Origin of the sequence: Flavobacterium fryxellicola, assembly GCF_900143245.1 — a bacterium.
GTDB lineage: Bacteria > Bacteroidota > Bacteroidia > Flavobacteriales > Flavobacteriaceae > Flavobacterium > Flavobacterium fryxellicola.
This window is the reverse complement of the sequence record NZ_FRDK01000009.1, coordinates 109,122-125,768: the sequence shown is the minus strand read 5'-3', so window position 1 is coordinate 125,768 and position 16,647 is coordinate 109,122. Positions and strand designations below refer to the sequence as shown.

13 protein-coding genes are annotated in these 16,647 nt (G+C 34.7%); 9 read left to right on the top strand and 4 right to left on the bottom strand.

The window, feature by feature from the left end; all coding sequences use genetic code 11:
• Positions 1-56 precede the first annotated feature (56 nt).
• Entirely contained in the window at positions 57-1,445 is a 1,389-nt protein-coding gene (gene glmM / locus BUA03_RS13075) for a phosphoglucosamine mutase (RefSeq protein ID WP_066082684.1), read from the top strand.
• 71 nt (positions 1,446-1,516) lie between these two features.
• Here the strand turns inward: glmM and BUA03_RS13070 are convergent, their stop codons facing one another.
• The 3 genes from BUA03_RS13070 to BUA03_RS13060 form a co-directional block, all read right to left on the bottom strand.
• Complete coding sequence (locus BUA03_RS13070) at positions 1,517-3,970, bottom strand: TonB-dependent receptor (protein WP_317041107.1); 2,454 nt, start codon at positions 3,968-3,970, stop codon at positions 1,517-1,519.
• 70 nt (positions 3,971-4,040) lie between these two features.
• A complete protein-coding gene (locus BUA03_RS13065; protein WP_066082687.1) occupies positions 4,041-4,955 on the bottom strand; it encodes a FecR family protein in 915 nt (304 codons plus the stop codon).
• A 61-nt stretch (positions 4,956-5,016) separates the two neighbouring features.
• Complete coding sequence (locus BUA03_RS13060; protein ID WP_066082689.1) at positions 5,017-5,532, bottom strand: RNA polymerase sigma factor; 516 nt, start codon at positions 5,530-5,532, stop codon at positions 5,017-5,019.
• Between the two features lie 260 nt (positions 5,533-5,792).
• On the opposite strand from BUA03_RS13060, the gene BUA03_RS13055 reads away from it, so the two are divergent.
• The 4 genes from BUA03_RS13055 (at position 5,793) to BUA03_RS13035 (ending at position 10,108) form a co-directional block, all read left to right on the top strand.
• Complete coding sequence (locus BUA03_RS13055; protein WP_066082691.1) at positions 5,793-6,836, top strand: hypothetical protein; 1,044 nt, start codon at positions 5,793-5,795, stop codon at positions 6,834-6,836.
• Positions 6,837-6,922: 86 nt separating this feature from the next.
• Positions 6,923-7,699, top strand: a complete 777-nt coding sequence (locus BUA03_RS13050) for a membrane metalloprotease (RefSeq protein ID WP_066082693.1) — start codon at positions 6,923-6,925, stop codon at positions 7,697-7,699.
• 30 nt (positions 7,700-7,729) lie between these two features.
• Positions 7,730-8,293, top strand: a complete 564-nt coding sequence (locus BUA03_RS13045; protein ID WP_066082695.1) for a porin family protein — start codon at positions 7,730-7,732, stop codon at positions 8,291-8,293.
• Positions 8,294-8,620: 327 nt separating this feature from the next.
• Positions 8,621-10,108 (top strand): aminotransferase class V-fold PLP-dependent enzyme, encoded by a 1,488-nt coding sequence (locus tag BUA03_RS13035; RefSeq protein ID WP_066082699.1) that lies wholly within the window; start codon positions 8,621-8,623, stop codon positions 10,106-10,108.
• Positions 10,109-10,214: 106 nt separating this feature from the next.
• Here BUA03_RS13035 and BUA03_RS13030 read toward each other — a convergent pair whose 3' ends face one another.
• Complete coding sequence (locus BUA03_RS13030) at positions 10,215-11,084, bottom strand: lysophospholipid acyltransferase family protein (protein WP_066082701.1); 870 nt, start codon at positions 11,082-11,084, stop codon at positions 10,215-10,217.
• A 113-nt stretch (positions 11,085-11,197) separates the two neighbouring features.
• On the opposite strand from BUA03_RS13030, the gene BUA03_RS13025 reads away from it, so the two are divergent.
• From BUA03_RS13025 to BUA03_RS13010, 4 genes are all read left to right on the top strand, one after another.
• Positions 11,198-11,836 carry a rhomboid family intramembrane serine protease gene (locus BUA03_RS13025; RefSeq protein WP_066082702.1) on the top strand — a complete coding sequence of 213 codons (639 nt, stop codon included), beginning with the start codon at positions 11,198-11,200 and terminating at the stop codon, positions 11,834-11,836.
• A 50-nt stretch (positions 11,837-11,886) separates the two neighbouring features.
• Entirely contained in the window at positions 11,887-12,576 is a 690-nt protein-coding gene (locus BUA03_RS13020) for an SIMPL domain-containing protein (RefSeq protein ID WP_066082704.1), read from the top strand.
• A gap of 221 nt (positions 12,577-12,797) precedes the next feature.
• Positions 12,798-13,496 carry a DUF2064 domain-containing protein gene (locus BUA03_RS13015; RefSeq protein WP_066082705.1) on the top strand — a complete coding sequence of 233 codons (699 nt, stop codon included), beginning with the start codon at positions 12,798-12,800 and terminating at the stop codon, positions 13,494-13,496.
• A gap of 42 nt (positions 13,497-13,538) precedes the next feature.
• Positions 13,539-16,514, top strand: coding sequence for a TonB-dependent receptor plug domain-containing protein (locus BUA03_RS13010; protein WP_066082706.1), 2,976 nt, complete (start codon positions 13,539-13,541; stop codon positions 16,512-16,514).
• Positions 16,515-16,647: the final 133 nt, after the last annotated feature.

Here is a 16,647-nt window from a genome sequence, read left to right as displayed (position 1 = left end):
TTATTATATTTGTGGGCAATTTAAAATTTACTATTCAAAAATTAAAATAATAATCAATGACTTTAATAAAATCAATATCGGGAATTCGCGGGACAATAGGAGGGAAAGTAGGTGATAATTTGACTCCAGTTGATGCCGTAAAATTTGCCTCTGCTTATGGAACTTGGTTGAAAAATTACATTGGAAAAGAAAAGTTAACCGTTGTTGTAGGTCGTGACGCTCGTATTTCTGGGCCCATGATTCACAATTTGGTAGTGAACACTTTAATTGGTTTAGGAATTGATGTGATTGATTTGGGATTGTCAACAACACCAACGGTTGAAGTTGCGGTTCCTTTAGAGAAAGCTGATGGTGGAATTATCCTTACGGCTTCGCACAACCCGAAACAATGGAATGCATTGAAATTATTGAATGAAAAAGGAGAATTTTTAAATGGTGCAGAAGGTGAAAAAATCCTTGCTATTGCTGAAGCGGAAGCTTTTAATTTCTCTGATGTAGATGATTTAGGGGAAATAATGATTAATGATGCTTACATGGATATTCATATTGATGAAGTATTGAATTTACCTCTTGTAGATATTGAGGCGGTTAAGGCAGCAAAATTCAAGGTAGTAGTTGATGGCGTAAATTCGTCTGGTGGAATTATTATTCCACGATTATTAGAATTAATGGGTGTTGAAGTAGTGGAATTATACTGCGAACCAAACGGACATTTTCCGCACAATCCAGAACCGTTAAAAGAGCATTTAACTGATATCTCCGAATTAGTTGTCAAAGAAAAGGCCGACTTAGGCATAGTGGTAGATCCTGATGTAGATCGCTTGGCTTTCATCTGTGAAGACGGTGAAATGTTTGGTGAAGAATATACTTTGGTGGCTTGCGCCGATTATGTATTGAGTATAACGCCAGGAAATACAGTATCGAATATGTCTTCCTCTCGCGCATTACGTGATGTGACGAATTTGCATAAGGGAAGCTACGAAGCTAGCGCTGTAGGCGAGGTGAATGTGGTGGAATTGATGAAAAAAAATAATGCTGTAATAGGTGGTGAAGGAAACGGAGGTATTATTTATCCTGAATTGCATTATGGTCGTGATAGTTTGGTAGGAGTGGCATTGTTTTTAACACACTTGGCTAACAAAAAAATGAAAGTTTCTGAGTTGCGTGCCTCCTATCCGCAGTATTACATGAGTAAAAATAAAATCGAATTGACACCGCAAATCGATGTTGATGCCATCCTTGTTGCGATGACAGAAAAATACAAAAACGAAGATATTTCAACAATTGACGGTGTGAAAATTGACTTTGATGAAAACTGGGTACACCTTAGAAAATCAAATACAGAACCTATTATTCGCATTTATACTGAAGCTTCTTCTCAAGAAAAAGCTGATGCACTGGCAGAAAGAATCATTGACGAAATAAAGGCAATTGCTGGAATTTAATACCTTTTTTTGTATCAAAACCCTTTCAGTACTAGATTTGAAAGGGTTTTGTATTTAAGAGAAAACAATCCTTAAAAATGTACTCTGAAGCTTATATTTGGTGTTAAGCCCAATGATTTATTGTCCACCTGTATGGCATCTTTGGAATTACTGGGATTGACTTTGTAATATCTATTGATCACATTATTTTGATTTGTAGCATTTATAACACCGGCCGTAAACGAAGCTTTTACTAAAGATGACAAATTGAAGTTATAATTCAACGAAGCATCTAAGCGCATAAAATCATCTAAGTTTGTACTGTTTGGCGAGCCATAATTTACCATGGTGTTATTTCCGCTTTGAGTGGTTTCATTATCTTGAATTGGAGTAGTATAAGGGGTGCCATTTCTCCAAATGCCACCAACGGCTATTTTGAGATTTTTTAGAAGGAGATAATAAAAACCAAACGATGCTGAATGCCTTATGTCTGCATTGTTAGGGAAAGTGATCGGTGTAAAAGTATCAAATTCATAATTATTAGTGCTAAAAGTATAACTAGCCCAAATGCTATAATGACGCGCTGTTTTATTGGCTAAAAATTCGATGCCTTTTGCCGTATAGCTTCCGTGTGCATTTTTATATTGAAAACTATTATAAAATCCTTGGTTAGAAGCTGTAATTCCATCCACAATTTTATAGAAAGTGGTGGCCTCTATATTGAGTTTTTTGGTATTAAATTCAACACCAAAAGAACCTTGTTTACTTGTTGCAATGGGAATGTCTTTGTTATTTACTAAAATCCAGCGTCTTTTTTCGACACCTAAAAAATCATCTTCAAAGTCTACTATTTGAGTCGTAGATTGATTCTTGAACTCTCCCTCCAATTTTAAAGCAATTTGATCAGATACTTTTTGTCGAATATTTATTCTTGGCTCGACTAAAAACTTTTCAAATTTTTGAAAATAATTCAACCGCATACCTATGCGTAAATATGTATTCTTTTTATTGTATTCCACTTCTGAAAATAAGGCATGATTCAATAAAACCTCTTTTTTAGTGCTGGAATAGATGGGATTGCTTACCGTGGTTTGATTGAGCATTCCTGTTTCATTAAATTGGTACCCCAACAAGAAATTTAAATGATTGTTCGTTTTATAATTGGCATTTACTTTAATACCAGTTTCTTGAACTTCATTAGCTTCTGTTAAGCGCTGATCCGTTTCCAAACGGTAATCTGTAGCGTCAATGTTGTATTTAGAGAAATAAGTAATGAAGGTTGTGCTCAATTTTGAAGTCCATTTCGCTTTCCAATTGCCTCCGTAACCGCTGTTTTTTTGAGATAAATTACTGGTTTTAGATTCGGTTTTATTTGCATTTGTAATGAAACGCTCCGAATAATCCAAAGCGTTGTTTATTCCAATAATATTGGCTCTAAAATGATGTTTTTCGCTTAAATCGAAAAGTACTTTAGCGGTATAATCATAGAAATAAAAATCAGAAGCCGTGTCACGCTGTTCGCTATCCGCATTGATTTCAGTATCCTGAAAACTACGGTCAAAATATTTAGTATAGGTGGGAGTTGAAAACAAATCAGTGATGGAACGACGTCCTGAAACATGAAGTTCTACTTTTTTAGTTATTGGGATTTCCAGAAAGGCATCAGTGCTGATGGAGTTAATTTCTGCTCCACCAGAAAAGGTATTGGTAACTAAATCTTTTGTATACATGTTGATGGTGCTGGAAACACCATCACTGTATTGCGCACTTGTTCCATTTTTACTGACGATAACTTTGCTAGTTAGATTGGGATTATAAGCGGATATCAGCCCAAAAAAATGACCTGAATGATACATCTTGATATTGTCCCAAAGCACTAAATTTTGATCGTTGGTTCCACCGCGAACATTAATATTAGCAATACTTTCATTCGTGCTTTCTACACCGGGAAGCGCTTGTATGGATAGCAAAATATCAGGAGCTATTAAACCGGGTAATATAGCAAATTTTTTAGTGTTTAATACGGTGCTTCCATCCAGGTATTTCTGTAATCCAGGTGTTAAATAAACGGGTATTAAAACCTGATTCAACTCTTCGTTTCTTGTAGTAAGAACAATCTCTTTGCAGGTATTTTGTGCAGAAAATAATTCTTGCGCAGTAAAATTTCTAGATTCAAACCCTATATACGAAATAGTTAGAGTGGCGGTTATTGGAATATTCTTCAGGCTGAATTTTCCGTTTTCATCAGTGATAGTGCTTCTTTTCATGTTGTTTACAAATACGGAAGCGCCAATTAAATGAGATTTATTTCCATCGGATAATACTATTCCGCAAACAGATACTGTTTTGTTTAGTACTGAAACAGTAACATAACGATCGTCTAAGGCTTTAAAGTTTAAAAGCGTTTTAGAATTAAGATCATCAATAGTTTCTAGTAATGTCAACGAAGGTTTTGGTTTGTCAATTGTAATGGTAGCCACATCTTCAACAGCGTACGAAAACTTGATGTTGAATTGCTTTTCCAAAGCAATTATGACCTCGCTCAAAGGAATTTTTTTAGTTGTATTTTGTCCATGACAAATACAGCCTATGCAAAGCAGTAAAAAAATAAGCCATTTACTGAGCACCATAATTGTAAAATATAATGTTTTTGCCTTCAATTTTATAGCTTAATTTAAGCCGAATTGTAACTGCTTGCAGCGCTATTTCTTTATCAGCATGAGTAAAACTTCCAGTAAATAGTTTGGAAGTATCAATACCATCAACTTTAATTTTTAAATCATATTGCCGCTCTAATTCTGCAATAACCTGATCTAGTGGAATTTTATTAAAACTCGATTCTTGTTGAATCCACGAAGGATTTGTGGCATAGAAATCTTCAACATTTTCGACTTTTCCATTGATAACTCGGAAGGTCTTCCCGGGAGGTAATTTAGTCGTTTTATTATTGTGGGTAACACTCACTAAACCTTCATAGCAATGTACTTCAAAATAGTTTTTGCGTTCCTTTACATTAAATTGTGTTCCTAATACGGTAACGATTCCATCTGTCGTTTTTACGCTAAATGTCTGCCCTTTCTTCACTTTAAAATAAGCTTCTCCCTTTAGAGTTAAAGTTCTTTTGTTAGCCCATTTTTTTTCGTTAAAACTTATTTTTGATGCTGCATTTAAAACTACTTCAGAATTGTCTGGAAGTGTAAATGTCTTTCGTTGTGCTATTTGGGTTTCAAAAGAGGTGTTGTTGCTATAAAAGAAGAAATAACCAGAAGATAATACTAGTACTAAAACTGCCGCAACTCTGTAAAATGTTTTGAAGTTTATAGTTCTTTCTTTTGGTTTCTTTTTAGAATGGTTTCTCGCTTTTAATGTTTCCAATGCAGTTTGAGCATCTACTTTTGGCGTTTCCAACTGTGACGCGTAATGAGCAATCTTTTCAAGTGTCTGTAAATCTTCAGATTGTTTTAAATCCTCCATTTCTTTACTTGAAAGGTCATTGTTTAACCATTTTAATATCTCTTTTTCCTTTTTCATTTTATATCTCTGTGTTTATAAGACAACTAACTTTAAAATTACCCTACAGCTAAATGATTAATTATATATTTTCTATTTGGGCTTTTAAAATTTGTAGAGCAGCGGACATTCTTTTTTCTACAGTTTTTTGCGAAATGCCCAGTAAATCAGCTATTTCTCTGTACTTTTTACCGTCTATTCGATTCAATAAAAAGACTTCCCGCTGCGTTTCGCTCAATGATGCAATTGTTCTAGTAAGCTTTTGTTTGAATTCTTCTTCCTCTAATAAATATTCGGGACTTTGATTATTGGTATCTAGATTAGGAGCATCTTTAGCATACTGAAGTACAACTTTTTGATGTTTTATCGTATTTAGAAATAAATTAGTAATGCTAGTAAACAAATAGGTTTTGGCTTTGTTAAAGTCAATTTTGGAACAATTTTCCCAAATTTTAGCAAACGCATCTTGTACTAAATCTAATGCAGCCTCCCCATCACCACATTTGTAATAAGCAAAATTACTTGCGGATTGCACCTGCTTTAAGTAAAAGTCTCTAAAGTGATTTTCGTCGCAAAGTGTGGTTTCATCGTCGCTCATGTAGTGTTATTTCATTATTGTGTAGGTTGTAAATGTAAATTAATTTTTTAAAAAGTAATTCGGATAACTGGAATTGCTTTTTCATGAATTACAATTTAAATTGTAAAGCACTGAAAATATGTGATTTATGTTTCGCTTTTAAAATTTATATATTTTTTAATTTTTTATTGTAGGGTAAACGTAAAGGTAGTTGTCTTACTTACAGAAAGGCGTTATAAAAGATCGCTTGTAAATATAAAAATACCTTAAATTTGAAAATTATGAAAAAGTTAAAAACAGTTACCGGAATTGCATTAATGGCAATCTTAGGTTTTACTTCATGTCAAAATGAAATAGATGACGTACAAGGAGAAAATCCCAATACAAATTCAGCAAATTCAACTACCACAAGTAATCTAAAACGTACGTCGATGTACGATGGTTCCTTTGATGATTTCTTAGATGGAGCCTCTTGCTCTTCTATTCTGTTGCCCGTTTCTGCCAAAGTAAATGGAGTTCAAGTTTCTATTTTTAGTCAATTAGATTACCAGCAAGTGCTTTCCATTTTTGGTCAGTTAAATAACGATCAAGATACAGTTGTATTGCAATTTCCTTTTAAAGTAAAATTGAGTAATTATACAGAAGCAAACGTTACCAATCAAACGGAGTATAATGCTATTCTAAACGCTTGTGCTACAGCAGAAGCTTCTGGTCAAGGTGCGATTTCTTCGGTAAATATTAGCTTTCCAATTACAATATTAACCTATAATCTTAGCCTACAACAAACAGGAAGTATTGTAATAACATCCGAAGAGCAATTATATACGTATATGTCTAATGTGAGTAGCTCAGAACTGTATTCCGTCAACTACCCCATTTCAGCAACAATTGCAGATGGAACAAAAATGACGATTTCTAGTGATGCTGAATTACAAGCAGCGATTAATGCGTCGCTAAAAACGGAAGCAACAATGGCAGAAGCAGCTCAAAATTCAAAAAAATTAGAAACAATTTTAGTAAATGGAAAGTTCAAAGTTGATTCGTTTGTAAGTGCTGGTGTAAATTCAGCCAATAATTATAAAGATTTCACAATAGATTTTGCAAATAATTTATCCGTTACTGCAGTAAACCTATTAAGCTCGACGGTAAACGGAACGTATGCTGTGAGTTCAGAATTAAGTGTTTTTCTAAAGCTTAATTTTTCGGGTAATGCTACATTTATATTATTAAATAATACATGGAAAGTAACGAGTTTTACGGCGACAACAATCACCTTGCAAAGTGCAACTAATGCAGCAGTAACAGTAGTCTTGAAACAAATATAGCTCGATTTAGATAGGTTGTTTATGAAGAACAGCTACCTAATATGCCGTAGCTGTTCTTATAAATAATCTTAAAAATTAAATCAATAATGAAAAAATTAATTTCGCTACTTGCGATTGGTCTGTTCCTTTCCGTAGCATCTTGTTCAAACGAAGAGGATCCTTTAGATAACGCAGTTGTAGTAAATCCCAATACAAATAAACAGCAAACAGGAAGCTCGGCAAACGATTTATTGTCGGATAAAAAGTTTAAAAGTATGATTGTTGAAGTGGTGTATGTAAACGGTTTTGAACCTAGTCCCCAAGCAATTACCAATTTTGTTGCTTTTCTTACAGCAAGAACATACAAGCCAGGCGGAATTACCGTTGTTAAGCGGTCTATACCATCAGCGGGGAATGCGCCTTACACTAATGAGGAGATTGTAACTATTGAGGATGCGAATAGAAAAAGATACAACAATGCGGATGAAATTGCAGTTTGGGCATTTTTTGCAGATGGAAAATCAGATAAAGACACGGACACATCCGTGATTCTAGGAACGGCTTACAGAAATACTTCTTTTGTCATTTTCGAACAAACGATTCAAGGTTTAAGTAATAGTCCATTTGAGCCCAATAGAAGTTTATTAGAAACAACAGTAATAACGCATGAGTTTGGACACATACTAGGATTGACAAATCTAGGTACGGCTTTGCAAAGCAATCATGAAGATGCGGCCCACCCCAAACATTGTACCGAAAAAACTTGTTTAATGTATTGGTCTTCGGAATTGGGGGGAGGTATTGGAAATATGGTTTTGTCAGGTTCAGCACCTCAACTCGATAGTCAATGTATTGCAGATCTGCGGGCTAATGGTGGAAAATAAACACATCGTTAAAACGGTAAATAATAAAAAATAAAGTGTTTAATACTAGTACTATTTTTGGATGTAATAGCGTCACTAAATGCGCAAGATAAATCAAATATAAGGGTAGAAGCAGGCTATAATTTAGCCGCTACAACTTTTGATGGAGCAGATGAGACAGACCAAAGACACGGTTTTCATGTGGGATTATATAGTGAGTCATTTATTAGTGAAAGCTATTCAATCCAGCCAGAAATTCTATATTCGCAACAAGGATATAAAATAACAAACAGTAGCGGGACTTTTACACAAAAGTTAGATTACATAAATGTACCAGTACTGCTTAAAGCTTATCTTTCTCCAAATTTCTTTTTGGAAGTAGGACCTCAGATCGGATTAGCCATTTCTCATAAAGAAGAATATAACGGGATTTTTAATGGTTCACTTTCCTATAATCCTACTAATTTTGATTGGGGATTTAATTTTGGAGGAGGATTAAAAACGGATTCAGGTATCAATTTAGGAGTTCGTTATCATTTGGGTTTAGAAGATTTATATGATGAAGGGAAAGCGCAAAACCGCGTGTTGCCATTCTCGATAGGTTTTGATTTATAGTTCTAGATGGTTTTAAAATAAATATCCTTTCAGAGTGTAAACTTTTGAAAGGATTTTTTTTAAGCCAAATTTATTCCCTGTCATGGAGCGAGTTATTGGTGCTTTTTCAGAAATATCGTTCCCGTTTTTCGTTGCAATCTTTTCCTTTTTAAAGAAAAAAGGAAAAGGATTTTCACTGCAACCGGGGCTAAATTTGGAAAAAATGGTTCTCTTTTTGGAAATAGTAGAAAATTGCATTACCGAATTTCATAACTGATCCTCCAAATAAGTTTCTAAGTTCAGAAATTGCAATAAAACCTATATCTTTGAGCTCAAATTAGACATACGATGACGACCAAAGAAGCGCCAACACAATTAGAGCACTATTTTCAACAGTTTCGCGACAACATAATCGGAATAAAACAAAAGTTTGAATCTCCTTATGGACAAAAACAAATTGTTTATACAGATTGGACTGCCAGCGGTCGATTGTATCGTCCTATTGAAGAAAAATTAATGAATCAATTTGGGCCTTTTGTAGCCAATACGCATACCGAAACCACCGTTTCTGGAACCGCAATGACTAAAGCGTATCATCAAGCACGTCATATCATTAAACACCACGTGAATGCAAGTGCAGACGATGTTTTAATCACTGACGGAACAGGAATGACAGGCGTTGTCAATAAATTTCAACGTATATTAGGGTTGAAAGTACCCGAAAGCTTAAAAAATTTCATCACTATACCAGCCGATAAAAAACCGATTGTTTTTATATCACACATGGAACACCATTCCAATCAAACGTCATGGCTTGAAACCATTGCTGATGTGGAGGTTATTCCTGCAACAGAGGACGGTTTGTTCAGTATAGAAAATTTAGAATTCTTATTAGATAAATATAAAGAGCGTCCTTTTAAAATCGCTTCGATCACCTCTTGTTCGAATGTTACGGGAATCCGAACTCCATATCATGAAGTAGCCAAAATAATGCATCAACATCATGGACTTTGCTTCGTGGATTTTGCTTGTTCTGGTCCTTACGTGAAAATTGATATGCATCCTGAAGACGCTGAAAGTTATTTGGATGCAATTTTCTTTTCGCCTCATAAATTCCTTGGCGGACCGGGAACTTGTGGGGTTTTAGTTTTTAATAAAAAATTATATCAAAATTTAGTTCCTGATAATCCAGGTGGTGGAACGGTAAGTTGGACGAATCCTTGGGGCGAGCACAAATACATCGACAATATTGAGGATAGGGAAGATGGCGGCACACCCGGTTTTCTTCAGGTGATAAAAACTGCATTGGCGATTCAATTGAAAGAGCAAATGGGAATTGAGAATATTTTGAAAAGAGAGCACGAAATAGTAGATTATATTTTCGCAGCACTAGGAATTGTTTCCAATATTAAAATCCTTGCCGGACAGCATCAGGATAGATTAGGAGTACTTTCTTTCTTTATTGAAGATTTGCATTTTAATTTGGGCGTGAAACTATTGAATGATAAATTTGGGATTCAAACTCGTGGTGGTTGCAGTTGTGCAGGAACTTATGGTCACTTTTTGTTGCATGTAGATCAGGAAACATCCCATAAATTAATTGACGAAATTACGCTTGGAGATTTAATCAGAAAGCCAGGCTGGATCAGAATGTCGATTCATCCTACCACCACCAATGCTGAAATTGAATTTGTTTGTAACGGAATAAAAACATTGGCAGAAAATCATAAAACTTGGGCTTTGGACTATGAATATAATTCGGGGACTAATGAGTTCCTGCATAAAAACGCACAGCCTTTAGAAGAGGAATTGGTAAAAAATTGGTTTTCTTTATAAAAAGTATCCTTTTAAGAAACTATAAAAATCACATAATATAAACACTACGGTTTATACTATGTGATTTTTTTATTAAACACTATGACTGTGCACTGCGAACTGATTACTATCTTCTGTGTTTCCATCTTTTGTGCGTCCAGAAGTAAAATTCAGGGGCTTCTAGAATTTGTTTCTCTACTTCTCTAATGTATTTATGTGTAATTCCAAAATTAGGAATCGAATTTGGATTGTCACTAATAGGAATAATAGTAAGTTCATAATACCCTCTTTTCACTTTTTTCACTTTAGCAAAAATTACGGTCATATCGTATTTTTTTGCTAACATTTCAGGTCCTGTATGAACAGGAACCTCAATTCCCATAAAACTTTCCCAATGAAATATTCGATCCGCTTTGGGGGATTGATCACTTGCTAATCCGTAAACGCATCGAATATTATTTTTTTGATTTTCAGCAATTAATGGAATGGTCTTACTTGTAGAAACTAATTCGGTATTGTATTTTGATCTAATATCTCTTACCAATTTATCGAAGTGCTTATTTGCTAGTTTTTTATAGACAGCAACACCGCGCAAAGATAATTTTTGGTTCAGGGCGAGCAACCATTCCCAACTCGCATAATGGGAAGCAATAAGCATAATACTTTTTCCTTTATTCTCATATTCTTTAATAACTTCCAGATTTGTAATGGTAAATCGTTTGTTCATTTCGTCTGAGGAGATGGTCATTGTTTTTATCATTTCCATAAACATGTCGCATAAATGATGATAGGATTTCTTTTCGATAATAAGGCGTTCGTTATCACTAAGATGCGGTAATGCTAAAGCTAGATTGGAGCGAACTACTTTTTTTCGATACCCTATGATATGGTAAACTAAAAAGTACACTACATCAGACAGTACATAAAAAACACGAAATGGAAGAATAGAAATTATCCAAAGTAAGGGGTAAGCAATAATAAAAGCGAGTAATTGCATGCAATTTTTTTTTACAAATATAAGTCAAAAATGTAAATTGATATTAATTTTAGCGCGGTACTGCATGGGCATTAGAGAATGACTATCTTTACAATTCACAATAAACATACTTTATGAATACCATTTTAATAGCAATAATTATTGTAAATGTTTTGATTAGTTATAAAGGTTTTAATGATCTCTCTTTTTTTAGAAAGTATGAATTTCATGTTGGCAGTATTCGTGCAGGAGAGCAAATCAGAATGTTATCTTCTGGTTTTCTTCATGCTGACATGACGCATTTGATTTTTAATATGTTGACGCTTTGGTTTTTCGCTCCAGTGGTTATTAGTTATTTAGGGAGCTTTTCATTTGTTTTAATTTATTTTGGAAGTTTAATTTTTGGAAGTTTGCTAACGATGGTTTTTCATAAAAACGATTATGGTTATAGAGCTGTAGGTGCATCTGGAGCGGTTACTGGAGTTTTATATTCGGCAATATTGTTGCAACCAGATATGATGTTGGGAATCTTTTTTATTATTCCAATGCCTGCTTATATTTTTGGAATATTATATTTGTTGTACTCCATTTACGGAATGAAGGCCAAAAATGATAACATTGGTCACACGGCCCATTTTGGAGGTGCAATGGGAGGTTATTTGATTACGTTACTAAAAGAGCCAACATTATTAGTAGATCACACGTTGATGGTAGTATTGTTGGCCATCCCAATACTTATTCTTTTTGTAATGGAGAAAATGGGAAAGCTATAGTGGCACAACTTTTGAAAAGAAATTAGTACAAACAATTAAATCACACTAAAATGAAAAAAGCACTATTAATTTTGTCAATTTTATTTATGTCCATGTCTTACGGACAAGAAATTAAACAAGTCCCACAAATAAATGTAAGTGGAGAAGGAAAAGTTAAGGTTGTTCCAGATCAGGCTTCTATAGTTGTGACTGTGGAAACGAAAGGGAATAATGCTAAAGATGTTAAAAAGCAAAATGATGAAAAGATTGATGCTGTTTTAAAATTCATCAAAAAAATGAACTTGGCACCAGCAGATTATAAAACACAGCGCGTTTCATTAAATCCACAATACGATTACGAGAAAAAGAAACACAGTTATAATGCAACTCAAACTATAGAGATTGTATTGAAGGATTTGTCAAAGTATGACGAATTGATGGAAGGTTTGGTAGACGAAGGAATTAACAGAATCGATAATGTCACGTTCCAATCTTCAAAATTAGCTCAATATCAATCTGAGGCTAGAAAATTAGCAATGAAAGAGGCAAAATTAAAAGCAGAAGATTATGTTTCAGTTTTGGGACAAAAAATAGGACGTGCGATGACCATATCAGATAACTCACAAACGTATTCACCACAGCCCCTTTACGCAACTATGAAAACCATGGAAATGAGTGATACTAGAGCTCCAAGAGAGACACTTGCAGTAGGAGAAATAAACATTACGGCTAATGTAACAGTTAGTTTTATTTTGGAATAAAGAAAAAAGAGCTTTTTGTAAAGAGCGAGTTTAAATAATAATTTTTGAAATCGGAACAGGATTATCTTGTTCCGGTTTTTTTTATTTCTTTTTAAGGGAAATGGATGACCTAAAGCTTATTTTTATATCCAATATGAAGTCAATGGGTAGTTAATGAACTTGTATCTGACTATTTTGTTCCTTTTTTGTCAGTAGTAAGAAACAGTTTCGTCTATACAATTATGAATTTAATAATGGATTATTCCAACACCACAGCCATTCTTCTTTTTGTGCAAAGCGAAAAGAGGGTAAGCGCCTTAAAACCAATTGCTTCTTGTTCAAAGCAAAATGTTTTGTTGTGGAAGAAAATGAATGATCATAGTATTAAAATTAGTCAACAAACCAAATTACCCTATTTTATTTCAAATGAAAATGATCAGATGGGTGCTACTTTTGGAGAGAGAATAACGCATTCAATTGAAACTGTTTTTGCTAAAGGTTTCGAGAAAGTTATTGTCATAGGAAATGATTGCATTGAATTGAAAACCCATCATTTGCTTCAAGCCGAACGAGATTTAAAGAGGAATGATTTAGTCATAGGTCCTGATTATTCCGGTGGCGCTTATTTAATAGGTGTTACAAAATTAAAATATAATGCCGAGCTATTCAAAACTATTCCGTGGCAGACTAAAAGCGTTTTTACTGCTTTACAAACGCTTTACAAAAAGCAGCCAATTGCTTATCTTCCGTATTTAAATGATTGCAACAACGCCTTCGATTTCAAACAAGCGACTCAAAAATTATCATTCTCTGATAGTTTTAGAAAAATACTACTTTCGTTTTTATCCAATTTTGTAGTTCAAATTGATTTTGAAACAAGATTATATTCTTCGGATTATCATGCTTTTAATTTTAATAAAGGGTCACCGTTTAACGTGTAAAATTTCCGTTTAACCCTTTTTTAAATTAATTATACAAACCAAATGAAGCAATTTTATATTTGGGCATTGCTGTGTATCTCAACAATAGCTGTGGCTCAACAAGATTTAACCGTTTCTGCGATTGATGCAGTCACACAAAAACCAGTTTCTAATTTAGCTATAATTTTAGAAAACAAAAGTAGAAATTTACAAGTACGACAAATTTCAAATACACAAGGAAAAGTGATTTTCAGGAACCTAGAAGCGCTTGATGGGTATCAAGTTATTGTTGCGGCAACGCAGGATTATGCAGCTGAAAGTTCTAATTTTATTGATATTCGTTCCAATCAAAATCCGAATGTGACGCTAGTGCTAAGAAAAAGTGGTACACAAGAATTAGATGAGGTTGTGATCTCGTCTGGATCGAATTCAAAAATAAATCGCCGGGATGCCGAAGTATCTTTTGAAATGAAAGCTGCTGAAATTCAGGAAATTCCAGTAGAAGGTCGTGATATCACCAGAGTTTTATTCCGTTTGCCTAATGTTTCGCAAGCAACAGGTTTCTTTCCAGAGGCGGCAAATGTGAGTATTAACGGAGCGAGTTCTCAATATACGTCCTATTTAATTGATGGATTGGATAATAACGAACGTTTTTTAGGAGGGCAAAAATTTGCAATTCCTTCTGGATTTGTAAAAGATGTTACGGTTTTGACTAATAATTTCTCCGCTGAATATGGTTTAACAGGAAGCGGAATCGTAAATATTACGCCGCGTTCGGGTTCTAATGAAACTACGGGAGAGGTTTTCTTTATTACAAGACCAGGACCGTCGATAGATGGAAAATCAAGCTTTGCTCAAAGAGATTTGTCAGGAAATCAAGTTAAAAATGGTTTTTCAAGATATCAAACCGGAGCAGGAATAGGAGGTGCTTTTGCCAAAGACAAAACCTTCTATTATTTTAATTTTGAACACACTACTGATGTCAAAGACAACTTACTAAATGTGCCACAATTCGGGATTACAGAAACAGTGAGAGGTACCAATACTTTTGATTATTTTTCGTCCAAAATTGACCAAATTTGGAATGCTAATTTCAACTCTTCCTTTCGTGCCAACATTGGTAGAGTAGATGTGGAGCGTCAAGGTGGCGGACTCGATGGTGGTTCGACTTTTAAATCTGCTGGAAATACGCAAGAGCGGAATAGCATTTTATTGGCTTTGAAAAACAGTTATAAATTTGGAAACTTTTCTGGAGAAACAAATGTACAATACAGCCGTTTTAGATGGAATTATGCCAAACCATTTAATCCAAATAGTTCTCAAGTAACTATTTTAGGCGTAAATGATGAAACATTAGGGGTGATTGGCAATCCAGGTTATGTGTTTGATGCGCTTGAAAATACAGTACAATTGCAACAAAAAGTGAAATATTATACTGAAAAGCATACCTTAAAAGCGGGAGTAAATTTTATCAGAGGGGATCATCAATTATTTGGAGGTGGAAATCCAGTAGGGAATTATCGAGTAAAATTGAATCAAAGCCAAATTGATGCCATAAGAAATAGTGGTGTAGGAGGCGGTTTGAATGTAAATGATATTCCGCAAGAGGTACAGGTTATCAATTATAATGTAGAATTGCGTCCTACTTCTTTTGGTACCAACCAAGATATTTATTCCGCTTACATAGAAGATTTATGGTCGGTTACGGATCGATTGAATCTTACTTTAGGTTTGCGTTATGATTATGATAATTTATCAAAAGGAGGAAGCGACAAAGGCGATTACAACAATTTAGCACCACGATTTAATTTTAATTATAAATTAGACAACTTCAGCAGCTTACGTGGTGGTTACGGAATTTCGTATGATAAAATAAACTATGCACTTTACAGCGATGCTTTGCAACAAAACACGACTTCGCAAAGCTATAAATTACAATTAGAAGAGTTAAAAAAATTAGGAATTTTACCAGCCGACACTAATATTGATCGAATTACCTACAACGGAAACTTAGGGGCTACGGTTTCTGGGGTAAGTTATTTACAAGGGCCTTCTGCAGCTGATTTACAGGGGAGAAGGGAGAGTATCTTTTCTAATGAACGCAGAATTTTAAATCCTAATGGCTATAAAAATGCTTATTCTCATGAGTTTATGCTGGGGTACCAATTGCAATTAACGGACGAAAGATTGTTTTTTGTGGATGTGGTGCACAATAGAGGCGAGAATTTGACCCGTTTGCGCAATCTTAATGCAGCTGCTGAATATCCTATTGATCCTAATAATGTGGTTATTAGAACTCAGGCTGAAGCCGACGCGAGCCGTCCAATTCCTATTACCAACGGAAGCGCGACCATCAATGGGCAAACGGTTACTGGAATTGCTAGAAATGTAATTGTTAGTGAAAATGAAGGAAAATCGAGATATTACGCCATGAGTTTGAATTATCAAAAAACAAGAGGTACGGACAGTTATTCCTATCGATTGAATTATACGCTGTCATCCAGTAAAAATAATACGGATGGAATTAATTTTAGACCTTCGGATGCGAATAATTATGCGAATGAATGGGGACCATCTGTAAATGATAGAACTCATAATATTAACGGAATTTACAATTATTATCCCTTTAAAGGAACAGCGTTAACTTTAGCTGGTTTATTGCAAAGTGGGCAACCAATAAATAGAATTCCGCTTGGTTTTGGAACAACAGATTTGAATGGAGATGGAGCTAGCTTCTCTGACGCGTATCAAGGAAATAGCGATCGCTTTCCAGGAGAAGGCAGGAATAATGATCGATTACCTTGGAGCACGACTTTTGATTTAGGCGTTCAACACCAATTCAAAATTATAAGAAATAACAAGTTAGAATTACGTGCCGATGTCTTTAATATCTTTAATGCTGAAAATTTAAGCGGATACAGTAATAATGCGACACAAAGTAACCAAATTCAAGGCGGATCTAGCGCAAGCGGATTGTTTACCCAAAGAAATGCTTCACCTCCAAGACAGTTTCAGTTTGGAGTGCGGTATTTATTTTAAAACGGCTATTCTGCAAGGAGTGTTAGATTGACGGGTTTTGAATTTAATACTACACTGCGTTAAGGATAGGAGTGAAAATCCTTTTTTGGGCTTTTTTGGCCAAAAAAGAGTGTAGCGGATAGCCTGCCCGCCT